16 protein-coding genes and 3 rRNA genes are annotated in these 22,716 nt (G+C 48.1%); 13 read left to right on the top strand and 6 right to left on the bottom strand.

Annotated features, from left to right (window positions below):
* Nucleotides 1-173 precede the first annotated feature (173 nt).
* Nucleotides 174-1,349 (bottom strand): aminotransferase class I/II-fold pyridoxal phosphate-dependent enzyme, encoded by a 1,176-nt coding sequence (locus MKY59_RS23120; RefSeq protein ID WP_339273962.1) that lies wholly within the window; start codon nt 1,347-1,349, stop codon nt 174-176.
* Between the two features lie 344 nt (nt 1,350-1,693).
* Between MKY59_RS23120 and MKY59_RS23115 the strand changes: the two genes are divergently transcribed.
* Nucleotides 1,694-2,659 (top strand): alpha/beta hydrolase, encoded by a 966-nt coding sequence (locus MKY59_RS23115; RefSeq protein WP_236415804.1) that lies wholly within the window; start codon nt 1,694-1,696, stop codon nt 2,657-2,659.
* Between the two features lie 162 nt (nt 2,660-2,821).
* Here the strand turns inward: MKY59_RS23115 and MKY59_RS23110 are convergent, their stop codons facing one another.
* A complete protein-coding gene (locus MKY59_RS23110; protein ID WP_339273961.1) occupies nt 2,822-3,829 on the bottom strand; it encodes a phosphotransferase in 1,008 nt (335 codons plus the stop codon).
* A gap of 255 nt (nt 3,830-4,084) precedes the next feature.
* On the opposite strand from MKY59_RS23110, the gene MKY59_RS23105 reads away from it, so the two are divergent.
* From MKY59_RS23105 to MKY59_RS23085, 5 genes are all read left to right on the top strand, one after another.
* A complete protein-coding gene (locus MKY59_RS23105) occupies nt 4,085-4,879 on the top strand; it encodes a HipA family kinase (RefSeq protein ID WP_339273960.1) in 795 nt (264 codons plus the stop codon).
* 7 nt (nt 4,880-4,886) lie between these two features.
* Entirely contained in the window at nt 4,887-5,033 is a 147-nt protein-coding gene (locus tag MKY59_RS23100; protein ID WP_339273959.1) for a hypothetical protein, read from the top strand.
* Nucleotides 5,034-5,230: 197 nt separating this feature from the next.
* Nucleotides 5,231-6,259, top strand: a complete 1,029-nt coding sequence (locus MKY59_RS23095) for a hypothetical protein (protein WP_339273958.1) — start codon at nt 5,231-5,233, stop codon at nt 6,257-6,259.
* A 72-nt stretch (nt 6,260-6,331) separates the two neighbouring features.
* Nucleotides 6,332-6,955, top strand: a complete 624-nt coding sequence (locus tag MKY59_RS23090) for an NUDIX hydrolase (protein ID WP_339273957.1) — start codon at nt 6,332-6,334, stop codon at nt 6,953-6,955.
* 104 nt (nt 6,956-7,059) lie between these two features.
* Complete coding sequence (locus tag MKY59_RS23085) at nt 7,060-7,593, top strand: DUF4303 domain-containing protein (RefSeq protein ID WP_339273956.1); 534 nt, start codon at nt 7,060-7,062, stop codon at nt 7,591-7,593.
* Between the two features lie 371 nt (nt 7,594-7,964).
* Here the strand turns inward: MKY59_RS23085 and MKY59_RS23080 are convergent, their stop codons facing one another.
* Both MKY59_RS23080 and MKY59_RS23075 read right to left on the bottom strand, forming a co-directional pair.
* Nucleotides 7,965-8,888: an SRPBCC family protein gene (locus MKY59_RS23080; protein ID WP_339273955.1), complete on the bottom strand. Its 924-nt coding sequence runs from the start codon at nt 8,886-8,888 to the stop codon at nt 7,965-7,967.
* Nucleotides 8,889-8,892: 4 nt separating this feature from the next.
* Nucleotides 8,893-9,408 carry a MerR family transcriptional regulator gene (locus tag MKY59_RS23075; RefSeq protein WP_339273954.1) on the bottom strand — a complete coding sequence of 172 codons (516 nt, stop codon included), beginning with the start codon at nt 9,406-9,408 and terminating at the stop codon, nt 8,893-8,895.
* A 337-nt stretch (nt 9,409-9,745) separates the two neighbouring features.
* Between MKY59_RS23075 and MKY59_RS23070 the strand changes: the two genes are divergently transcribed.
* From MKY59_RS23070 to rrf, 4 genes are all read left to right on the top strand, one after another.
* Nucleotides 9,746-10,288, top strand: coding sequence for an AAA family ATPase (locus tag MKY59_RS23070; RefSeq protein WP_236415820.1), 543 nt, complete (start codon nt 9,746-9,748; stop codon nt 10,286-10,288).
* Nucleotides 10,289-10,650: 362 nt separating this feature from the next.
* Nucleotides 10,651-12,202: ribosomal RNA gene (locus tag MKY59_RS23065) — 16S ribosomal RNA — on the top strand.
* A gap of 382 nt (nt 12,203-12,584) precedes the next feature.
* A 23S ribosomal RNA gene (locus tag MKY59_RS23060) occupies nt 12,585-15,510 on the top strand.
* Between the two features lie 142 nt (nt 15,511-15,652).
* Nucleotides 15,653-15,769, top strand: a 5S ribosomal RNA gene (gene rrf, locus MKY59_RS23055).
* Together the 16S, 23S and 5S rRNA genes form the textbook arrangement of a ribosomal RNA operon.
* A 185-nt stretch (nt 15,770-15,954) precedes the next feature.
* Here the strand turns inward: rrf and MKY59_RS23050 are convergent.
* Nucleotides 15,955-16,698: a MerR family transcriptional regulator gene (locus MKY59_RS23050; RefSeq protein ID WP_339273953.1), complete on the bottom strand. Its 744-nt coding sequence runs from the start codon at nt 16,696-16,698 to the stop codon at nt 15,955-15,957.
* Nucleotides 16,699-16,790: 92 nt separating this feature from the next.
* On the opposite strand from MKY59_RS23050, the gene MKY59_RS23045 reads away from it, so the two are divergent.
* The 3 genes from MKY59_RS23045 (at nt 16,791) to MKY59_RS23035 (ending at nt 21,629) form a co-directional block, all read left to right on the top strand.
* Nucleotides 16,791-17,492: a type II CAAX endopeptidase family protein gene (locus tag MKY59_RS23045; RefSeq protein WP_339273952.1), complete on the top strand. Its 702-nt coding sequence runs from the start codon at nt 16,791-16,793 to the stop codon at nt 17,490-17,492.
* Nucleotides 17,493-17,887: 395 nt separating this feature from the next.
* On the top strand, nt 17,888-19,810 hold the full coding sequence (locus MKY59_RS23040) for a serine hydrolase (RefSeq protein WP_339273951.1): 1,923 nt from the start codon (nt 17,888-17,890) through the stop codon (nt 19,808-19,810).
* A gap of 211 nt (nt 19,811-20,021) precedes the next feature.
* On the top strand, nt 20,022-21,629 hold the full coding sequence (locus MKY59_RS23035) for a WG repeat-containing protein (protein ID WP_339273950.1): 1,608 nt from the start codon (nt 20,022-20,024) through the stop codon (nt 21,627-21,629).
* 129 nt (nt 21,630-21,758) lie between these two features.
* Here the strand turns inward: MKY59_RS23035 and MKY59_RS23030 are convergent, their stop codons facing one another.
* Nucleotides 21,759-22,424 (bottom strand): hypothetical protein, encoded by a 666-nt coding sequence (locus MKY59_RS23030; RefSeq protein ID WP_339273949.1) that lies wholly within the window; start codon nt 22,422-22,424, stop codon nt 21,759-21,761.
* Nucleotides 22,425-22,716 lie beyond the last annotated feature (292 nt).

The following is a 22,716-nucleotide window of genomic DNA, read 5'->3' as shown; positions in this document are numbered from 1 at the left end:
AGCATATATTTCGGAATTTCGAATCCGTTTCGATAGAGGCAAGGGATGGAAAATGTTTGTTTTTATTCATTACCTGGAGGGTGTACGATCAACGGTAGGGAAGGACTCACGTTCATCCCTAATTGCACAAAAAGAACCGTTCCTGCTAATAAGGAACGGTTCCTTTGCTGACTCTATTCGTTTGATGTCAGAATGCCGCTGTTTTCCACGGATTGCAGCGCCTGTTCGAGCTGTTCACGATCCTGAACAAGCGCGAGGCGGACATATCCTTCGCCGGAAGGACCGAATGCACTGCCGGGTGTCACGATTACGCCGGCCCGGCTTACCAGGTCCATGGCAAATTGTTCGGAAGTGGCGTAATGGTCGGGAATCCGGCTCCAAATAAACATAGTGGCATCCGGTTTGGCAATAGGCCAGCCCAGTCTGCCGAAGCCTTCGCAGAGAATGTCACGGCGTTCCTCATAGATCGCCCGTACCCGGTCCACGTCGGACTGATCCCCGGTAATGGCTGCGATGGCCGCCTTCTGGATCGGCAGGAACATGCCATAGTCCATGTTGGATTTCAGCTTTTTCAGGATAGATACGACGGACGGATTGCCGACGCAGAATCCGATCCGGGCACCGGCAAGTCCATATGTTTTGGAGAGGGAATTGAACTCGACCCCGACCTCCATGGCTCCGGGATAGGAAAGAAAGCTGCCGCAGCTGTTCCCGTCAAATACCAGCTCGCTATAAGCGTTGTCGTGCAGAACGATAATGTCATGCTGCTTGGCAAACGCGATCAGATCCAGGTAAAACTGCTCGGGCGCCATGGCCGTGGTTGGATTGTTCGGATAGGATACGAGCATGAACTTAGCTCGCTTCGCGATTTCTTCCGGGATATCCTGCAGCTGGATGACATAACCGTGTTCCTCTTTTTGCGGCATGTAATAAAGCTCTGCACCTGCCAGCAGAGGCCCATCGGCGAACACCGGATAACAAGGGTCCGGGACCAGCACCAGGTCGCCCTCGTCCACGATGGCCAAGGAAATATGGGCAAGGCCTTCCTGTGAGCCAAGAAGTGAGCAGATTTGCGTAGCCGGGTTCAATTCTACCTGATAGCGCCGTGCATACCATTCGCTGACCGCTTGCAGCAGCTCGCTCTGATCGTTGATGGCGTAAATATAATTTTGGGTATCCCCGGCAGCTTCGAGCAATGCATCGATAATATGCTGCGCGGGAGGGGTATTCGGAGTTCCGACACTCAGATCGATCACGGTCTGCCCGTTCTCGATCCGTTGGCGCTTGATTTCGAGCAGTCGGGAAAAGATGCCTTCCTGAAAATGGTTCATGCGATTGGCGAATTTCATGATGATGCAGCCTCCAAACCTGTTGTCCAATAGTATTCTTCTATCATAAAGGGACTTGGGTCAAATGAGAAGGGAGGTCAGAGCATATTCGTTTCGAAATCGCAATGGGAGCGGATAAACGCCATCCTGAAATCAGATGGTTGATAATATTGAGACTTTTTACGTGCATTCAAGGCGACTCCGGCGCGTAAAACAGGATGGATTTGGGTAAAAAAATGGAGAGTGTTGACAATGGGTTTTAAACGGGTTATAATTCGTTTATAAATTAAGTATTTTAAATTTAAGATTCTTTATTTAATTGTATATGAATAAAAACAAACATCACATTTTAGGAGGAATTTATCATGACAACAGCAAACAACCCAAACAATGAAAACAAGGTAGTTCTTGAACCGGCAGCGCAAAAATTCGTGGAGGATACCGCCAATCCTCCGTATTTGTTTGACCTGGGTCCAGCCAAAGGACGCGAAACCGTCGACGAAGTGCAGTCCGGTGATATCGCGAAACCTGCGGTTGATATTGAAGATTTAACGATCCAGGGCGGACCAACGGGCGAAGTATCGATCCGAATCGTACGTCCGCAAAACGCTAACGGGGCTTTGCCGGTCATTCTATACACTCACGGGGCCGGATGGGTGTTCGGCAATGCCCATACGCATGACCGTTTGATTCGCGAACTGGCTGTAGGTTCGAATTCGGCCGTCGTGTTCACGAACTACGACCTGTCTCCAGAGGTCCGTTATCCTGTTGCGATCGAGCAAATTTACGCCGTGTTGGAGTGGATCTCGAGTGAAGGCGCCAGCCATAACCTGAAATCCGACGCTATTGCGGCAGCGGGGGACAGCGTCGGCGGCAACATGACGGCGGCTATTACGCTGATGGCCAAAGACCGCAAAGGCCCGAAAATCAGCAAACAGCTTCTGTTCTATCCAGTAACCGATGCGTCGTTCGACACCCCGTCTTATCACCAATTCGCGGAAGGTTACTTCCTGCGCCGGGATGGGATGCAATGGTTCTGGGACCAATATACGACCGATCCGGCACAAAGAGCGGAAATCTACGCTTCCCCGCTGCGCGCAAACCTGAATCAATTGCAAGGCTTGCCTGAGGCGCTGGTGATTACCGGTGAAGCTGACGTGCTTCGCGATGAAGGCGAGGCATATGCCAACAAATTGCGTGAAGCGGGTGTACCGGTAACGGCGGTTCGCTTCCAAGGCATCATTCATGACTTTGTCATGCTGAATGCGCTGGCCGATACCCATGCCGCCAAAGGCGCAATGCTCCTGGCCAATGCCTGGATCCGCCAATAACGTTCGTCCCGGCTTTCCAAATAGAGGGCTGCACTTCATGTGCGGCCCTCTTTGGCGTGGGGAATGGGATGGAGCTTCGTGCGTCAAACGCGCTGAAAGCCGTTCAAAACAACCGCGTGTTCCATATTGATACACGCATTTAGGCAGAATCACGGCAAGAGACTATAGCTCTATCGCTTGAAATAGAAAGGGGCTGTCACTCAAATAATGACGCAAGATGGCTTGCGCATACGGCTGTTCTTCTTTCAGACTGTCGGTCTCCCTTGGATCGGGTGCATGGTGGGCGAAATTTTCGAGCATGGCCATCACGGCAAACGACTCCAGTTCCTGCAGCCCATCCGCGGCTGGTTTCCGAATGCTTTGGTACCCCTCAAGCACAAGTTTTCGTTGAGCCGGATACAGGCCCAAGATCGTATGAGCCACGTCGTACAGGAAATATCCGAATCCGCATCTGCCGAAATCGATGGGACGCGGATGCTTGCCGTCAAACACGATGTTTCCTTGATGCAGATCGCCGTGGATTAATCCGTAATTTGTAGTGTCTTTGACAAGTCTGGCCAAGTGGGTGCGTACTTTTTCGGCAGCGGATTGATACAGTGCAAACCCGTCATGGGAAAGAAAGGCTTTGTGATGCTCTGCCAGGCGTATCATCGATGCATTGAAGCTTGGCAAACCCCATTCAGGCCGAGTGAAATCGGCTGGGGGTTCGAATTGCCGGGATGCATGGTGAAGCTTTGCAAGCAGGACTCCTTCATTAAAAACCTGTTCCTCGGAAAGTTCCCGGCCCTCGTTTATGCCATCGACCCAGCGCATTAATGTCGCATAAACGGGCAGATCGTCGCCATGGTCCCCTTTAAGTTCCAACACGCTGTCGCCATGCCGATTCGGAACGCCTTGGGGAACGGGAATGTTCGTCAACCTATTCAGCGCATCCAGCCAAACGAGTTCAGAACGCAGTTCCTCCTTGTTCATTCCCGGATGAATGCGCAGCAATAAGGTCTGGCTTTTACTTGTTTGCACAACAAACGTACACGTATCGGACAATTGATTGAACCGGATATGATCCCAATCCAAATCGTAACTTTGCAGTGCTCTGAGCGCTGCATGTTTGGAATGGGCGAGTATTTTTATTACATTTTCCTCTGAGCTGATTTGAAACGTACGTGGCATGTATTATCCCCTCCGCTAAATCTGACCATCTTTTTTCGATACGATCATGCTATCCCAAGTCTGCGGTTCACGAAATGGAAACATTGATTATAAACGTGTTTTCCCGAGAAGAGACAGTAGAGAAGAATGTGAAATAATTTGGCTTATCTAGCGGTTGAAGTCAGAGTATTTCAATAGGAGCATGACTATACCAAAAGTTTATAGGAAACATATATTAGTAAAATCAGATTGGTTCGCTTTCGGGGAGGTGGATTCATGCTTCAAGCCGTTACCTATGTCCAATCACTTACGGGTACCAGTTTACCTCATCTTATGCAATGTGATGATGGTAACTACTACGTTGTTAAACTTAATAAGAATCCCCAAGGAAGTCGCGCTTTAGCGAATGAGATGATTTGCTGCTGGTTGGCAGGACGATTGGGGATCCCTGTTCCTTGCAGTCAGGTAATCTATATCAATGATTCATTAAGGAAACAATATTTAGAACTTGGGTACGATCTCGGACATGGCCCGCATTACGGCAGTCAATTTATTTTTGATAGTACAAGTTACCCTTCACAATCAGAGCTTGCTAATTGTAGCAATATTGGCCAAGCGGCAGATATTATCGCTTTTGATTATTGGTTGGATAACAATGACCGTTATTTGAGGCGGGATAATGGACAAAATATTTTGGTTTCACGAACGCCAACTCCAAAGTTGTGGATGATTGATAATGCCAATATATTCGCTGGTCCCAACTGGACGATTCAGTCGATGTTTAAATCGGTTTCAGTACATCGCATGTTTTGGGGGGCACTGTATGCGATGTTTGTTCCTTTCTTGGATGGTCCCGATCCTTTTGGCAAAGCAATAGCTAATATTATAGCTCTACCCACAGGCGAACTGATCGAAGTTATGGCTGTAATGCCAGCTGAATGGGGGGTTAGTCACGAGGAAATAGCTGCGGTGTCACATGCATTAGAAGTGCGAAAGAATTACCTTCCCTATTGGATAAGCCATCTGCAAGACCATTTCCCTATGTGGAGAAATCAACATGGAGGGTTGTGATAGAATCATGACAGTCTTTAATATCCAAGTGTATCCTGGCATTCATAGTCCTAATCTTCCTTATGTCGTACAGTGGCGTAACCCGGATGGATATCCTTTTATTGGGGCAGGAGCACAAGGAGCCGACCAATTCCCTGAAATGATGGCCGAATAAACGTTGGCATTTGGTTGCAGGAATCGTCAAAGGCAAGGAAAGGAGGAAACTCCACCATCCTCGCCTTTTTTTGCATTGACATATATTTTGGTATTGTGCATCGCAGAAGGTCATGCTGGCACCAGGCATCTGGTTTCCAAACGCATGAATTTGATTTACAATTGATGGAAACAAGCCGTATGCAAAGGGGGAAAATCATGAGCGGAAGTTGGCATGCTTCCATGCAAGGCGTTCCCTGGAACGAGGACAAAATGAATGAGGCAGTCCGCTGTTTGCGGCATCGCGCGACGGTCAGCATTGCAGTCGGGGCGGATCAAACGGAGGATTTGTTTGCTTTGGACAAGCAGGTGTTTTTTAGACGGCCGGATCTCATTTTGCACGTGTGGAACAGGGATGAGAAAGCCAGTTACACGAAGGAGTTTCTCGAAACGCTCGCGCAACTGAAACATGCAGCCGCCTTGAAGCTGGATCTCCGGCAATCGCAGGATCTGTCCACGCTTGGCGCCATGGAGCAAATGCAGTTCCTGAACGTGAGTTCGCCCAAAAAAGCGGTAAACTTGGAGTTTATCGAGTCCTATAAACGCTTGACCTATTTGGAGCTGCACGGCAAATTCACGGATCTAACGCCGATTTCGGAATGCATTCATCTGGATACGCTCGTACTAAATTGTAAGGTGGATCGGTTGGACGTGGCGGCAGAGCTGCCGCTGCTCAAATACCTCGGCATCGACAGTTGTGAATTAAATGCTCCGCTTGCCGCGTTGGGAGATTCGAACGTAAGCATGTTGAGATTGTCCGCAGTCCGTAAGTTGAGCGACATCGGCGAGTTGGCCCTGTTGCACAACTTGGAATTTCTGCATTTGGCATTGCCCAAGGTGGAGTACCTGTGCAATTTTTCGAAGCTGGACAGGCTCAGACAATTGGAGCTGGATTACATGAAATCGCTGCGGAATATAGACCAACTATGGACTGCGCGCAACCTTGAAGCGATTACGCTTAAAGAGATCAACACGTCGATTAAAGCGGAAGCTTTTGACCCATTGGCAGAAATGGAGCATCTAAGGCAGGTGGATTTTCGTTTTATCGATATGAACAAAGGGCGCATTGCGGCCATGCGCGAACGGTTGGAACATGCGGGCAAGGGCCATCTGCTGATTGACCATATCCCGGAGGAACAACGCATTCGCTCTATGGTGATCGAGCATTTGTCTCCCATTTTGATGTGATCGGCGAATCCGGCAGACACGAAAGACCCGTTATTTCCAGATGCCTAAATACAAGAGAGCAGGTGGAAGTCGATGAGCTCAGACATGCAATGGCTTGATTGGGTTAAGCGAATTCAAGCGATCGCCCAAACCGGGCTGACATACTCCAAGGACGTGTACGACCTTGAACGATTTGAAGAGTTAAGAGAACTTAGCATGGAAATGCTTGCGAATTATACGAATGTCAGCCGGGAAAAAATCAAGCTTCACTTCGGAAGCGAAACGGGATATGCCACGCCTAAGGTGGACATACGCGGAGTCGTCTTTAAAGAGGGAAAAATATTGCTGGTGCGGGAAAAAGCCGACAATGCCTGGGCATTGCCGGGCGGGTGGGCTGACATTGGACATTCTCCTTCGGAAATCGCCGTAAAAGAAATCGAAGAAGAATCAGGTTACATTACGGTACCCAAGCGGATACTTGCCGTGATGGATAAAAAATTCCACGATCATCCTCCGGAACAATATCACGTGTATAAAATCTTTATCGAATGCCAGATTGTGGCCGGACAGCCCAATGGCGGGGTTGAAACGAGGGAAGTTGCCTTTTTTGATAGAGACCGGTTGCCAGAGCTCTCGTTGGATCGAAATACGGTGAAGCAGATTCAAACGATGTTTCAGTTTCTGGATGATCCGAGTAAAACCGTTATTTTGGATTAAACGTTAAGATGGCATCAATACGTCGACGATTGAGGAGTGGGAAGTTTATTTGGACCTGCGTTGCTAGGGTGGAAGGGAATAAATTGGGGAAAGGACGAACCATCATGACTGATTTTTTGAAGCAATTTGAGGAGCGCTTTCGGGCAAGCTTTGTGGAAGATTTGAAAAGAACGTTGGAACAAACGCAAAATGAACGCGTGTATGCCTGTGCTTTTGGCACGGATAGCGACTTCGTCACCTTATTTTTGGCCATAAATACGGAGGAATCGCTGGCTCGGCATATTGCCGACATGAAGAAGAAAGGGCTGTGTAACTCGAAAGAGGATGAAATTTATTTCAGGTGGGGTTGTTCGGAGTACCAATATGGTGACGACACGCATTTCAATGATATCAGCAAGCTGTTGTATGCCGTAGAAAATGCATATGACTACAAGGACCAATTGATCGAGATCATTGCAAGGGTGGTTCAGGAAACGGAACCGTCAGTTTTTGCCGAATACGGGCAATCCAAGGAAGACATCGTCTTTTTTGTGTCCATGACGGATGACGATCAGGCAGAGGAGCTGGAGAACGAATCGGTTGCGCTGATGACCCGCCCGGAGCTGGTTAAGGGATTTTTGAAGCGGTATGAGCAATAAGGGAACGTAATTTCGTCAATTGAATCTTTTATTAACAACGGAAATTCGGCAGCAGATTCAAGGCCCTCAGGTTGTGTTGTGGAAAGACATTGACGGAAAAGAGGATGAATTCGGGTGCGGCCTGTGTCCATTTAGCGAAATGGATTGAGAAAAATGTGAGCAGTAGTAGGACTACAACTTCTATGGAGACTAAATAAGAAATGAACTGGGCCCCCACATCCAAACGTTAGTTCAATGAAGACATTTGAAGGCAGCCGCCCCAAAAGCCGGCCGCCTTTTTCCTCATCTAACGGGTAGGAAGGTTCCAATTGGGTATATCAATTTAATGACGTTTTCCAAGCAGAGGTGCTTATGAATCCTGCTCGCGACACCTAAATCCAGGCGCTGGCTGGCCGTCCTTCTAGCACAGCTTGAAGACGGTCCAGGTTCTGCTCGTTGCTGTCCGGGCAATATGATTTTGCTTGCTGGAATAAGTTTTCGTCTTTGAACTGTTGACGGAATGTCACACGCGTCCGACCGGCCATATCGGTAAATGTTGCCGTCAACCTGAATTCAGGAGTGCCTTGATGCTCCAGTACGATGCGTTTCCCCGACTCGATTTCGATGAACTTGTTCTCGTTCGGATAATCCTTGCCGTCCGGTCCGTGAAAGGTAAAGCGCCAGAATCCGCCCTCGCAGAAGTCGAATTCGTGGAATGTACTTGTGAAGCCGTTAGGCCCCCACCACTGCGCCAGAAGCTCCGGTTGCGCCCACGCCCGGTAAACATCTTCGCTCGGGAAGTCGTACAAACGCGTATGAGCAAACTCCAATTGGCCGGGAATCAGATCGGCGTCGTCTTCCGCAGCAACCGCATCTCCGCCCTGAGTAAGCGAATGACCCAGCAGCTCTAGAAGCTCCCTTGACCCGTGTTCCCGATTCTCCACCGCATCGAGCCCATCGAAGAAGGTGCCTTGCTCCGTAAAGGTCAGCTTCGTGCCTCCATCCGTGTCTGCAAGCTCAATCGTAGTAATGGACACCGAGAACCGCACGCCGTTAAAGTCCATTACGTACGTATAAACAATCCGCTCAAGCGGAACGATCTCCTGATAAGTCGCGTCAAATGTGAACAATCCGCCGTCCGGCGTTTCGCCGCTGCTGAATTCCCGTCCGCCTACCCGGAATTCGAACACTTCCGGCTTCGTGAACCAGCGTGCTTTGGCTTCAGCGTCAGCCATTGCTTGGTATACCTGCTCCCTGGATGCCGGATACGTTTTTTCAATTACAAATGTTCCATGTCTTACAAATTTTTCTTTCATGCTCTTAATCCTCCTTGTGTTCTTTTTTTGTAGGGTTTGTTCCCTCATTCCCGCCTGCTAAAAACATCCCCAGCAGGCCCAAGCGTTGCTCCCAACTGTGTTGACGATTCAGGATCGGCTTCTCGTAGTCGTTCTTCATCGCTTGCAGCAGTGTGGTGAAATCGTCTACCGTCACCTGCTGCTTTCCCTTCATCAACTTAGATACATGCCTCAGCTGATCAAGTAGCTTCTGCTGCCGCCGTATTTGCTCTTGCGCGCGCTCGATCTGCATATCGACGACCTCGAGCGGGTCAATTCCGGGGCCCGTTAGTGCAGCTTTCACTTCGTCGAGCGACAGGCCCAACTCCTTCAGCGATATAATTTGATAGAGTCGTGACAAATCATCGTCGTCGTAGAGCCGATGTCCCGATTCCGTGGCAGCCGACGGCGAGAGCAGTCCAATCTGGTCGTAGAAGCGCAACGTACGCACGGTTAACCCCGTCAGCTTGGCCAGATCCCCGACCTTCCAATATGGTTTCATGATCATCTCCGTTCTTTGTCGCTAGCTTGATCCCGGTAGCCTGATTATAAAACCTTACGTAACGTAAGGTGCAAGCGATTTATTTTAATATTTTTCTCAAAATAAAAAACGTGATGAGATAACTTACATACAAACGTTCCGCTAACGGGAAACGTTAAGTTAACGTAGAAACGTTAGTTCAATAACAATAAAAAGCAGTCGATCATTGTGACTGGCTGCTTTCAATCGTCTAACAGGCTGAAGGGCGTAATAACTGAATATATCTATTCGTCGACCTTTTATCGTTTTTTCTTATCAAATATTATGTTTATGTAATTACTTAAAGGATGGTGGTTTTATGTTAGTGGAGAGTCCAAGCATCATACTGGTCACCGGAATCATGGCTAGTGGAAAATCTACCGTAGCGCAGTTACTTTCTGAACAATTTGATAATTCGGTACATTTACGTGGAGACATTTTTCGGAGAATGATTGTAAATAACCGCAAAGAAGTTCGTCCTGATTCAGGAAGTGACGAGTTCGATCAGCTGAGGCTGCGATATCAGCTCGCTGCTCTGTCAGCGGAGATGTACTATAAGTCGGGATATACAGTTGTTGTACAAGATGTTGTCATCGGACCACTACTTACTGATTTCATCTCATATATTAATAACCGCCCATTGTATTTAGTAGTGCTATGTCCAAACACTGCTGTGGTTGCAACGAGAGAGGCAAACCGCACAAAGAAAGGTTATGGGATATGGAGCGTTGATGAGTTAGATCGCGTACTGCGAAATGAAACTCCACGCTTGGGACTGTGGTTGGATTCATCAGATTTGTCCCCAGAAGAGACGGTTAATGAAATTATCAAGCGGCTAAAAAATGAGGCAGTAATAGAATAAACTATTACGTTAACGGGAAAAGTAGTTCAACAAATCAATGAGCATTCTGTAGTTTGGGAAGCTGCTCATTTTTCGTTGAATTGTCGTTTGAGTAAATGGTTTTTTTTACAAGTTGCAATTGCTTATTGAAACATGTTATATTTTTATTCCGGCCGCGAGACGGACGGTAAGAAATTGTTTGATCTTTGAAAACTGAACAACGAGTGAGTAATGCGAAGGTTTTTGGTACATGTCGTATGACTGTATGAAAACCGGAGCGACATTGAGATATTTTATCTCATCAGATTCAAAATGAGCTAATCGCTCTTTTCAATACCTCAGATGATTTTCATCACGATTAACCTCGTGACCGAAATTCATCTTTATTGGAGAGTTTGATCCTGGCTCAGGACGAACGCTGGCGGCATGCCTAATACATGCAAGTCGAGCGGAGTTGATAGGAAGCTTGCTTCCTTGATGCTTAGCGGCGGACGGGTGAGTAACACGTAGGCAACCTGCCCTCAAGCTTGGGACAACTACCGGAAACGGTAGCTAATACCGAATACTTGTTTTCTTCGCCTGAAGAGAACTGGAAAGACGGAGCAATCTGTCACTTGAGGATGGGCCTGCGGCGCATTAGCTAGTTGGTGAGGTAACGGCTCACCAAGGCGACGATGCGTAGCCGACCTGAGAGGGTGATCGGCCACACTGGGACTGAGACACGGCCCAGACTCCTACGGGAGGCAGCAGTAGGGAATCTTCCGCAATGGGCGAAAGCCTGACGGAGCAATGCCGCGTGAGTGATGAAGGTTTTCGGATCGTAAAGCTCTGTTGCCAGGGAAGAACGCTTGGGAGAGTAACTGCTCTCAAGGTGACGGTACCTGAGAAGAAAGCCCCGGCTAACTACGTGCCAGCAGCCGCGGTAATACGTAGGGGGCAAGCGTTGTCCGGAATTATTGGGCGTAAAGCGCGCGCAGGCGGTCATTTAAGTCTGGTGTTTAATCCCGGGGCTCAACCCCGGATCGCACTGGAAACTGGATGACTTGAGTGCAGAAGAGGAGAGTGGAATTCCACGTGTAGCGGTGAAATGCGTAGAGATGTGGAGGAACACCAGTGGCGAAGGCGACTCTCTGGGCTGTAACTGACGCTGAGGCGCGAAAGCGTGGGGAGCAAACAGGATTAGATACCCTGGTAGTCCACGCCGTAAACGATGAATGCTAGGTGTTAGGGGTTTCGATACCCTTGGTGCCGAAGTTAACACATTAAGCATTCCGCCTGGGGAGTACGGTCGCAAGACTGAAACTCAAAGGAATTGACGGGGACCCGCACAAGCAGTGGAGTATGTGGTTTAATTCGAAGCAACGCGAAGAACCTTACCAGGTCTTGACATCCCTCTGACCGGTGTAGAGATACACCTTTCCTTCGGGACAGAGGAGACAGGTGGTGCATGGTTGTCGTCAGCTCGTGTCGTGAGATGTTGGGTTAAGTCCCGCAACGAGCGCAACCCTTGATCTTAGTTGCCAGCACTTCGGGTGGGCACTCTAAGGTGACTGCCGGTGACAAACCGGAGGAAGGTGGGGATGACGTCAAATCATCATGCCCCTTATGACCTGGGCTACACACGTACTACAATGGCCGGTACAACGGGCTGCGAAGCCGCGAGGTGGAGCTAATCCTAAAAAGCCGGTCTCAGTTCGGATTGCAGGCTGCAACTCGCCTGCATGAAGTCGGAATTGCTAGTAATCGCGGATCAGCATGCCGCGGTGAATACGTTCCCGGGTCTTGTACACACCGCCCGTCACACCACGAGAGTTTACAACACCCGAAGTCGGTGGGGTAACCGCAAGGAGCCAGCCGCCGAAGGTGGGGTAGATGATTGGGGTGAAGTCGTAACAAGGTAGCCGTATCGGAAGGTGCGGCTGGATCACCTCCTTTCTATGGAGAATCGTCTTCTGCGATGAAGACATTCAAATAAGCAGCTCAGCTGCACACTTACTCACTCGTTGCTCAGTTTTGAGAGTTCAAACTCTCAAACACATGCTCGTAACTTTCGACCGACACATTCCGTGAACGGCCCGAAAGCAAACGAGATTGTTCCTTGAAAACTGGATATCGAAACGAAAAATGCGAATTAGAACATTCCTTTTCGGATGAATGCTCATTCGGTTCAAGCAACCGATGAACAATCATCCTAGCTGAACTTGTGTCAACAAGTTTATACATTAGCGAAGATTGCATGAGCGAATAATTGGGATTGAACGACTTTTGGCTTTGCGAAGCAAAACAAGGGGAGTGAAAGCCCAAATATGAGCGAAACGGTTAAGCTACTAAGAGCACACGGAGGATGCCTAGGCGCTAGGAGCCGATGAAGGACGTGGCGAACAACGATACTGCCTCGGGGAGCTGTAAGCAAGCTTTGATCCGGGGATGTCCGAATGGGGAAACCCAGCTGGCGTAATACCCAGTTACTCTTGTCTGAATACATAGGGCAGGAGAGGCATACCAGGGGAACTGAAACATCTAAGTACCCTGAGGAAGAGAAAACAATAGTGATTCCGTCAGTAGCGGCGAGCGAACGCGGAACAGCCCAAACCAGGGAGCTTGCTCTCTGGGGTTGTGGGACGTCTCACATGGAGTTACAAAGGAGCCGGTTAAACGAAGAGGTCTGGAAAGGCCCGCCATAGAAGGTAAAAGCCCTGTAATTGAAAGTCTGCTCCCTCCGAGACGGATCCCGAGTAGTGCGGGGCACGTGAAACCCCGTATGAATCCGGCAGGACCATCTGCCAAGGCTAAATACTTCCTAGCGACCGATAGTGAAGCAGTACCGTGAGGGAAAGGTGAAAAGCACCCCGGAAGGGGAGTGAAATAGAACCTGAAACCGTGTGCTTACAAGAAGTCAGAGCCCGATCTATGGGTGATGGCGTGCCTTTTGTAGAATGAACCGGCGAGTTACGTTCCCGTGCAAGGTTAAGGTGAGAAGCCGGAGCCGCAGCGAAAGCGAGTCTGAATAGGGCGACATAGTACGTGGACGTAGACCCGAAACCGGGTGATCTACCCCTGTCCAGGGTGAAGGTGCGGTAACACGCACTGGAGGCCCGAACCCACGCACGTTGAAAAGTGCGGGGATGAGGTGGGGGTAGCGGAGAAATTCCAATCGAACTCGGAGATAGCTGGTTCTCCCCGAAATAGCTTTAGGGCTAGCCTCGGAAAACAGAGTCGTGGAGGTAGAGCACTGATTGGGTGCGGGGCCCGCAAGGGTTACCAAGCTCAGTCAAACTCCGAATGCCATAGACTTACTTCCGGGAGTCAGACAGTGAGTGCTAAGATCCATTGTCAAAAGGGAAACAGCCCAGACCATCAGCTAAGGTCCCCAAGTGTGTGTTAAGTGGGAAAGGATGTGGAGTTGCACAGACAACCAGGATGTTGGCTTAGAAGCAGCCACCATTGAAAGAGTGCGTAATAGCTCACTGGTCGAGTGACTCTGCGCCGAAAATGTAACGGGGCTAAACACACCACCGAAGCTATGGCTTGATCTTATGATCAGGGGTAGGGGAGCGTTGTATGTACGTTGAAGGTGTACCGTAAGGAGCGCTGGAGAGCATACAAGTGAGAATGCCGGTATGAGTAACGAAAAGATCAGTGAGAATCTGATCCGCCGAAAGCCTAAGGGTTCCTGAGGAAGGTTCGTCCGCTCAGGGTAAGTCGGGACCTAAGGCGAGGCCGAAAGGCGTAGTCGAAGGACAACAGGTCGAAATTCCTGTACCACCGTAAATCGTTACGAGCGATGGGGGGACGCAGTAGGGTAGTGACGCAGGCTGATGGATGCCTGTCCAAGCAGTGAGGCTGGTTAGTAGGCAAATCCGCTAACCATAAGGCTGAGCTGTGATGGGGAGTGAAAATTACAGTAGCGAAGGTCATGATCTCACACTGCCAAGAAAAGCCTCTAGCCAGATGAAGGTGCCCGTACCGCAAACCGACACAGGTAGGCGAGAAGAGAATTCTAAGGCGCGCGGAAGAACTCTCGTTAAGGAACTCGGCAAAATGACCCCGTAACTTCGGGAGAAGGGGTGCCCCGGTAGTGTGAATAGCACGAGGGGGCCGCAGTGAAAAGGCCCAAGCGACTGTTTAGCAAAAACACAGGTCTGTGCGAAGCCGTAAGGCGAAGTATACGGGCTGACGCCTGCCCGGTGCTGGAAGGTTAAGGGGAGCGGTTAGGGAGCAATCCCGAAGCTGTGAACCGAAGCCCCAGTAAACGGCGGCCGTAACTATAACGGTCCTAAGGTAGCGAAATTCCTTGTCAGGTAAATTCTGACCCGCACGAATGGCGTAACGACTTGGGCGCTGTCTCAACGAGAGATCCGGTGAAATTTTAATACCTGTGAAGATGCAGGTTACCCGCGACAAGACGGAAAGACCCCATGGAGCTTTACTGCAGCTTGATATTGAATTTGGGTACGATCTGTACAGGATAGGTGGGAGCCTGAGAAGCATGAGCGCCAGCTTGTGTGGAGGCACCGTTGGGATACCACCCTGATCGTATCTAGGTTCTAACCTGGTGCCCTGATCGGGTACGGGGACAGTGTCAGGTGGGCAGTTTGACTGGGGCGGTCGCCTCCTAAAGAGTAACGGAGGCGCCCAAAGGTTCCCTCAGAATGGTTGGAAATCATTCGAAGAGTGCAAAGGCATAAGGGAGCTTGACTGCGAGACCTACAAGTCGAGCAGGGACGAAAGTCGGGCTTAGTGATCCGGTGGTACCGCATGGAAGGGCCATCGCTCAACGGATAAAAGCTACCCTGGGGATAACAGGCTTATCTCCCCCAAGAGTCCACATCGACGGGGAGGTTTGGCACCTCGATGTCGGCTCATCGCATCCTGGGGCTGAAGTAGGTCCCAAGGGTTGGGCTGTTCGCCCATTAAAGCGGTACGCGAGCTGGGTTCAGAACGTCGTGAGACAGTTCGGTCCCTATCTGTCGTGGGCGTAGGAAATTTGAGAGGAGCTGTCCTTAGTACGAGAGGACCGGGATGGACGTACCGCTGGTGTACCAGTTGTTCCGCCAGGAGCACCGCTGGGTAGCTATGTACGGACGGGATAAGCGCTGAAAGCATCTAAGCGTGAAGCCCCCCTCAAGATGAGATTTCCCAATTAGTAAGACCCCTTGAAGACGACGAGGTAGATAGGCTGGGGGTGGAAGTGCAGCAATGCATGGAGCTGACCAGTACTAATCGGTCGAGGGCTTATCCAAAGAAATGCAGGTTCTAAGATCGCAAGTTTCGTTTCGAATCCAGTTTTCAGAGAGCAATCTCTGGGCTTGAGAATAGGCTGTCCTTTAAGGGCTGAACTTTTCTCGCAGCGATTTCGAGAAGCGTAGGCTTCGAAAAATCATGTTTGGTGGCGATGGCGGAGGGGTTCCACACGTTCCCATCCCGAACACGACTGTTAAGCCCTCTAGCGCCGATGGTACTTGGACCGCAGGGTCCTGGGAGAGTAGGAAGCCGCCAAGCGAAACCCCTTATGGGGTATTTTTTTTGCCTATTTAATTGAGCGATGTTATGTTCTGAATTTATTGTTCTATAACTACATCGTCTTTAAAGCCGTTCCAATAAGGGAACGGCTTTTTTAAAGAAAATATGACCATCCATTAACACCCTCGGTTGTACGCATGATTTCAATAATAATTCCTCATTTCCTATTTCTGTTCTTCTCCCTTTTCTACAGCGTGAGCAATGCTTATCTCCACAAAGTTCAGCACTTCGTCGGATACGGGGTATAGTCCTGACTCTGCTGTAGGGAGCTTTCTCACTTCCCAAAACTTCTCCATCAATTTCTCGTCTCCATTAAAGGTTTCGTGTGACAGCTTCATTAACTCGCAGGCAATGTTATAACCTTCCTCAGATTTAGGTGGAATAGATTGCTGTATACACCACTCAATTCGGCGCAGCAAAGAGGCATATTGCTGAGTGGTCTGGTCGTTACGGTTGAGATGGGGCAGAGCATTTTGTAGAAATGCACTTTCGTCATCGTTGAAGTAATCGATCCACTGTTTGGAAATGGGTTGTACGTCATGGACCAGATGAGAAACCCGATCCCAGGAGAGGGTACCTTCTAGATCAATCATGTTGATCAAAGACGTAGTATTTGCAATACTGCTCTGAAGAGAAGTGAGCTGCTCCTGAAGATGATTATGGTGAGCGATGAGAATATGACGAAAAGATAGCTTATCTATTACTTTCTGAATGTCATCGAGCGGTAGTGATAGTGATTTAAGCAACGTTATCTTTTCGAGCGTGAATAAGTCTTCCTCCGAATAAAAACGGCGGCCGTTATCTTCCTTATAACTCGGTGTAAGAAGACCAATCTGATCATAATAACGCAGGGTTCGAACAGAAATGTTCCTCTGCTTGGATACTTGTCCTGTTGTCCATCTATTCATGTTTCTTCGTTCCTCCCGAAAATAATGCTTGCAGGTGACGTAACGTCACCTAATAACATTAAATTATATCACAGAGGATTGAGGGATTAAGGATGACTGGTACGGAAATGTGGAAGAAGATGGATCATTGGACATGGCGTGAGTTTACTGCTTTGCTTGCGCTTGAATTTGTATTCGTTATATTCGTTGTCAAATATCCAGTACAGTCCATGTATGAGCGATGGTTGGGGAATACGCTTTACTCAGGAACTCTTACAGGGCTTACGATCGCGATTGTACTTTGGTTAGGATTATATTTTATAGCTTTACGACCCAAGAAAATGTCCTGGACAGAGGTAGGCGTAAAGGGATTTCCTGCGAAAGACTGGTGGCGGATTGCGTTATGGATACTCATTCTCATCATATCCAGTGTGGCGACGCTCTATCTCACGAGTTTTCTTGGGAATACGATGGACAACAGCAAAACAGAGAGTCTAAAGCAACATGTCACTATATGTACTATGATTATTGGTATTGTGTCGGCAGGAATCGTGTCACCCTATTATGAGGAGATATTTTACCGTGGATTTATATATCGTTGGCTGCGGACTCGTGTTAGTATGAGATGGGCGATTGTGATTAGTTCGCTAATCTTTACGTTTGCCCATTTTCCCACTATGAATGCCATGCCCGTCAATTTTATCAGTGGAGTTGTATTTGCATGGACCTATGAACGTACGGGATCGGTCGTGCCTGCTATGATCGTACACGGTGTGTTTAATACCATTGCCGTGTTGTTAACAGCGATGAGTTAAGCCCGCTACTCAAGACCGTCAATTTTCATGGGGCAAAAACGTTTAGTACCATACCAAGTCGCTATTTTAGCGGCTTTTTTTTGTTATGAAGGAACTTCCCCCATCTGGGGACATGAATGCTATATACCATAGATAAGAACTTTAGGCTTCGAGGTCGACTCTTTGGTTGCTGTAAGAGCTGGGAAGCGGGCTGGACTTATGCAGGGGGAGGTTCCTAGCCTTAAATAATAAATTGTATTCCTTCTTGAGGAGGATGGGAAACAAAGGAAAAAATAATATGATATACAAGTAAATAATTTGATGCTGAGGGCTGAGGTTCTTTTATGAAAAAGAGACGAAGTTCACGAAAACATGGGTGGTACCATGCATCAATACATAAAAAGGAGTAGAACCAAATGAAATTGAACATATGGAGACCCGTTATATTGTTTGGTATTAGCGTGATTCTTTTTTTCAACTTCTCGCTTCCGGCTCATGCAGCAACGAAAATGGAAACAGAAGCTACGCCTTCCGGCATTCCCTATAACCGACTTGAGCAGGAAGTGGATAACTACGTAAATTCCCATATTGGAAAATCAACGCCTGGCGCTGCGGTTGTCGTCACCAAAGGGAATGAGATCATTTTCTCCAAGGGCTATGGATATGCCGATATCGATCGAAAAACGTCTGTGGATCCCTCTTCAACCGTTTTTGCCTACGGCTCCATGAATAAAGCGTTCGTCTGGACTTCGATCATGCAGATGGTGGAAGCAGGAAAAATGAAGCTGGATCAAGATATTCGGACCTATTTTCCTAAAGAGGTTGCAGATCAGCTGCGTTATGACAAGCCAATTACAATGCTTGATATTATGAGTCACACGGCTGGTTATGAGCAGCATCCACTCAGTACATTTACGCTGTCGAAAGAGAACCTGACTTCACTGGAAGAGACCGTACTATCCAACCAGCCGAGACAAATCTATGATCCCGGTAAAGTCATCGCCTATTCCAACTTTGCAACAGCGCTGGCTGCCTTGGCAGTGGAGAAGGTGAGCGGAGAGTTCTTCTTCGACTATGAGATGAATCATATCCTTAAACCTCTGGGGATGAAGCATAGTTCAGGACATCCTGCATTAGCGGGTCACCCGGATTTACTGAAGGCAAGAGCGACAGGTTACGCGGCGAAGCCGGGCGGCGGATTTGAAGCTAGAGAACGCTATTATGTTCCTTTATATCCTGCGGGAGGGATGGAAGGAACGGCAGAAGATTTAGCTCGTTTCGTCATGGCCCTTAATACCACGGATAGTCGATTATTCGAGCGCCCGGATACCGCACGGACGATGCTCTCCCGAAGTTATACCCCGAATGAAGCGATTCTGTCGAACGCGCACGGCTTTTGGGAATATCGGGCAGTGCCGCACGTTGTCGGACATAGCGGGAATGTTAAGGGTTTCTCCGGCAACTTTGCAGTTGTTCCCGAAAATCAGCTCGGCATCGTGGTCTTAACCAACATGGAGATCGAGCAGGAGCTTACGTCTGGGATTATTAATCTGCTGATTCAAGAACCAACCAAAGAAGGGGATCTAACCGTACCCGCTACCGAGTTGGCCCCATCCGAGAAACTGGCCGGATATTATGTACAGTCAGGGGGCACTTATTCTACTTATCATGAGGTTATTAACTACCTTGGATTAATTAAGGTGCAGCCAAAAGGGGAGCACGATCTTATTTTAAGCGTTATGGGAATGACGGGAGAACTCAAACAAACAAGTCCGAATGTATTTCAATTTGCCAAGTCGGACCATTCAAGATTTGAAAGATTGGCACCGATTCTGTATGCTGAAATTTCCGATGATCGTGTAATGCGATTGAGCAAAGGGATTGCCACGGATATTTTGCCGATCAAGGGAAGTCGGTCGCTTCCCGCTCTGATTTTCTATATGGTCTGGGCTCTTCTATCGATCCTATTTTTTCTGGTGGCTCCATTGGTCATACTGATTCGGTGGCTCCTGCGTAGAAGAAAGAGGACTCCGCTAACAATGAACCATTTTACGTCTTCCTTTATCTTGTCCGGGACCATTTTGGTTATTAACGTCCTGTATCAGCTGGTAAACGCAATGTTTAATGAAGACGTAACGGTGGAGCAAATGAACTTGGGGGTATCGATCAATTGGGTTATGACCTTGCTTGCCATCGTACTGTTTGGGGTCTCCATGGTAAAGGACAGTAATACTTCGAGATCGACATGGAGCAAAGTATCTCACGCTGTCGCGGGAGTTCTGTTTATCGGCTTCACTTTAATACTAGCCCATTGGAACTTTTTTAATTTTATCCCGTGAGGTAATTGTCGCTGTTAATGGGCACTGAGTTTTTCAGTGTCCGTTTTAGTTATATATTAGAGCCGTGGTTGTATGGTCATAAGGGGAATAGAGCTGTCAGACTGGAGTGTGTTATAGTATGGGCAGAGTTTCAGCTTAAGCTGCAATTCCATGAAAAATGCACCTTCGTGAATCGGCGCGTTTTTCCATAACTCTAATAGGGGGAGTAGATTTGAAGAAAACGTTATTTAAAATCCTTGGTGCAACGCTCATCGCATCCGTGGTGATGATACCTCCATCATGGCCGGCGGATGCTGCATCAGCCTCGGTAATGCAACCGTGGGATAAAGCACAGGAACATGTCGAGCTTTACCAAATCTGGTTCGCGGACCGGGCAGAAAACGGGCTGATTCCGGTACGCCAAAAGCAAAAATGGGGATTCATCAACTACCAAGGGAAATTTGTACTCAAGCCTCAGTACCAATTAGCCAGAGAACCTTTTTATCAAGGCGTAGCGGTGGTGAACAAAAACCAGCTGATTAATAGGGCTGGGAAAGTTGTATTTCAGGACAAAAACATTGAATACATAGGTAGTTTCAACGACGGACTTGCCATTGCGAAGAAAAAGGGGAAAGTAGGGTTTATGAATACGAAAGGAACCTTTGTTATTGCTCCGTCGTATGAGGAAGGAACCGGATTTTATAATCAAGTGGCATTTGTGAAAAAGGACGGGAAATGGGCGCTCATTGACACTAATGGCAAGACGCTTACGCCGTTTAACATCGAAGCGAAGGAGTTTGGACCTACATACGGTAAATTCGGGCTTTATCCCGTGAAGATCGACGGCCTTTGGGGCTGTATCGACAACAAGGGCAAGATGGTCATTCCTGCTGAATTTGAGAGTAAGGTAGAGTTTACAGAAAGTGATATTGAATTTGGTCTATACAAAGACAGTCACAGCGCGATCATTCAAAAAGACGGTTCGATCATCCATTTGGACAAAAATTATCGTGCTTTCGGCGAGCCGCAAGCCGGATTGTGGAAAGTGCAGTGGGGAGGCGAAGGGATTATCGACGTGACCGGACATGTTGTGGTTGAACCGCAAGATGAGCAGAAGATCATTCTGTCGGGAGACGGTAGCTATGCGGTAAAAGAGATGAGCGAGAAAGATATAGGTTGGAAATATTACAACAAGAATCAAACTGCGCTATCCGATACATATTTTGCGGATGCGAAAGCATTCTCGGAAGGTCTGGCAGCAGTCAAACTGGATCAGAAATGGGGATACATCACAAAGCAGGGCCAGATCAAAGTGCCTAATCAGTATGAGGAAGCAAATCTTTTTCTGGGCGGCAGCGCCGTTATACGTAAAGGCGGAAAGTATGGTCTGATTGGACAAAAAGGCGAGATGATCGTTCCTGCCAAATACGATGAAATGGTTCCGCTTGTCCAACATGACGGCTTTATCAACAGTTCCTCGGAAAAAGTCACGACCTTGAATCCGTTATATAGAGTCAAACTAAATAATAATGTCGGCATCTTGGATAGCCGTGGAAAAATCGTTATGGATGTCAAATACCCGGATTTGTATCTCGATTACATCGAATATTTTCATGATATCGGTCCGATAGCAACTGTCTGGTATACGGTGAACGCCAAGGGCGACATGATATCCACTTCAATCGACATCCAAAAGGGCAAACGTATATTTCCGCAATACAGTTCGGTTTATTATCTTGGCGATGGCATGTACAGCGGCTTCCCGCTGGCGAACCCATCCAAATACGCTATTTTTAATGCAAACGGAAAAACGGTCTTCTCCTCAGGAATCGACGGTTGAGATTATTTGCGTCAATTCCATCGTAAAATCCCCAACAAAAAGAGCTCGCGTCCAGCGCGGGCTCTTTCCATAACTTCTCTCAAGTCGCCACCGGATTCTCCATATAACTAATCCAGTCGCTCTTCCCTTTTACAACGGCAAGGGAATGTTTCTTTCTATCATAAAAGGGATCAATTTGCGAAATGCGATCGTGCTTGCAGCCTGTCCATCCCGTTGATATGCATCATAATCGTTCTTGAAGGTTTCCTGCATTTCCTCCGATAAGTGGCGGATGTATCGATGCGCGCATTCACGTATCTGTTCAGGTGAGCCGAAATCAACCACCAGGTCTAAAACGTCAAGCACATAGAATTCCATTGGATTCGCCTGCGGCAAAAACCATCCAGTCTGGATGACCTCCTCAAGGATCTCCTCAAGATTAGTCTCATACTTGTCCATCAATGGAGCGACCTTATTTTGAATCAAGGTGATTATTTCTGCCAGTTCCCGCTCTCGGGTGGCTTCCTTGGCCAAATTCCATACCTTGCCTTTGTCCCGGAAGCTGCTCAAGCTGATCTCCCAGTATACTTTTCCGCTGTCCGTATTTATGATTCGGGAATTGGTATTAAACTCCAAATAACTGCCGGCCACATTGGAAGAGTGACTTGAAAAACGTACCTCAGCTGTAAAGGGGCCCACGTGCTTGACCATGCTCCGCCTGGATTTATAATATTTGAACCCGCATGGCGCGCAGGCCGCAGCAATCCTTGAGCAACATTCCCGAAAAATATCCTTGCCGGTTTGGTGATCAGCCATATCTATTCCTCTCCTTTTTATTTATTTTATAAAGGGTAACATGTTACAGAAATCTTGGCTTTCCTTGTAAGCTCTTAAACTTTGTATTATTACGCCCAAACAGGCCTACGGTTTCTATTTCTTTCCTCTCATTTGTCTTTCTTGCATGTTGTGCTCCGCTTTATACCATCTTCGCAGCTCTTGTTTCGTCCATAAGATCAGCAGCTTTCGGCTGATAAGGGTCAGTTGTCTCCATTAATGCACTGAAAATATTCATTAAAGGAAAAAAGTCCTATAAATAAAGGTATATTAT

It is taken from the genome of Paenibacillus sp. FSL W8-0426 (assembly GCF_037969725.1).
GTDB classification, from domain to species: domain Bacteria; phylum Bacillota; class Bacilli; order Paenibacillales; family Paenibacillaceae; genus Paenibacillus; species Paenibacillus hubeiensis.
Note: the sequence above shows the minus strand (reverse complement) of the source record. Positions and strands in the feature narration are given on the sequence as shown.

What these genes read in the sequence shown, in the direction of transcription:
- MKY59_RS23120 (WP_339273962.1), bottom strand. Translation starts at nt 1,349, where the DNA reads ATGAAATTCGCCAATCGCATGAACCATTTTCAGGAAGGCATCTTTTCC.
- MKY59_RS23115 (WP_236415804.1), top strand. Translation starts at nt 1,694, where the DNA reads ATGACAACAGCAAACAACCCAAACAATGAAAACAAGGTAGTTCTTGAA.
- MKY59_RS23110 (WP_339273961.1), bottom strand. Translation starts at nt 3,829, where the DNA reads ATGCCACGTACGTTTCAAATCAGCTCAGAGGAAAATGTAATAAAAATA.
- MKY59_RS23105 (WP_339273960.1), top strand. Translation starts at nt 4,085, where the DNA reads ATGCTTCAAGCCGTTACCTATGTCCAATCACTTACGGGTACCAGTTTA.
- MKY59_RS23100 (WP_339273959.1), top strand. Translation starts at nt 4,887, where the DNA reads ATGACAGTCTTTAATATCCAAGTGTATCCTGGCATTCATAGTCCTAAT.
- MKY59_RS23095 (WP_339273958.1), top strand. Translation starts at nt 5,231, where the DNA reads ATGAGCGGAAGTTGGCATGCTTCCATGCAAGGCGTTCCCTGGAACGAG.
- MKY59_RS23090 (WP_339273957.1), top strand. Translation starts at nt 6,332, where the DNA reads ATGAGCTCAGACATGCAATGGCTTGATTGGGTTAAGCGAATTCAAGCG.
- MKY59_RS23085 (WP_339273956.1), top strand. Translation starts at nt 7,060, where the DNA reads ATGACTGATTTTTTGAAGCAATTTGAGGAGCGCTTTCGGGCAAGCTTT.
- MKY59_RS23080 (WP_339273955.1), bottom strand. Translation starts at nt 8,888, where the DNA reads ATGAAAGAAAAATTTGTAAGACATGGAACATTTGTAATTGAAAAAACG.
- MKY59_RS23075 (WP_339273954.1), bottom strand. Translation starts at nt 9,408, where the DNA reads ATGAAACCATATTGGAAGGTCGGGGATCTGGCCAAGCTGACGGGGTTA.
- MKY59_RS23070 (WP_236415820.1), top strand. Translation starts at nt 9,746, where the DNA reads ATGTTAGTGGAGAGTCCAAGCATCATACTGGTCACCGGAATCATGGCT.
- MKY59_RS23050 (WP_339273953.1), bottom strand. Translation starts at nt 16,698, where the DNA reads ATGAATAGATGGACAACAGGACAAGTATCCAAGCAGAGGAACATTTCT.
- MKY59_RS23045 (WP_339273952.1), top strand. Translation starts at nt 16,791, where the DNA reads ATGACTGGTACGGAAATGTGGAAGAAGATGGATCATTGGACATGGCGT.
- MKY59_RS23040 (WP_339273951.1), top strand. Translation starts at nt 17,888, where the DNA reads ATGAAATTGAACATATGGAGACCCGTTATATTGTTTGGTATTAGCGTG.
- MKY59_RS23030 (WP_339273949.1), bottom strand. Translation starts at nt 22,424, where the DNA reads ATGGCTGATCACCAAACCGGCAAGGATATTTTTCGGGAATGTTGCTCA.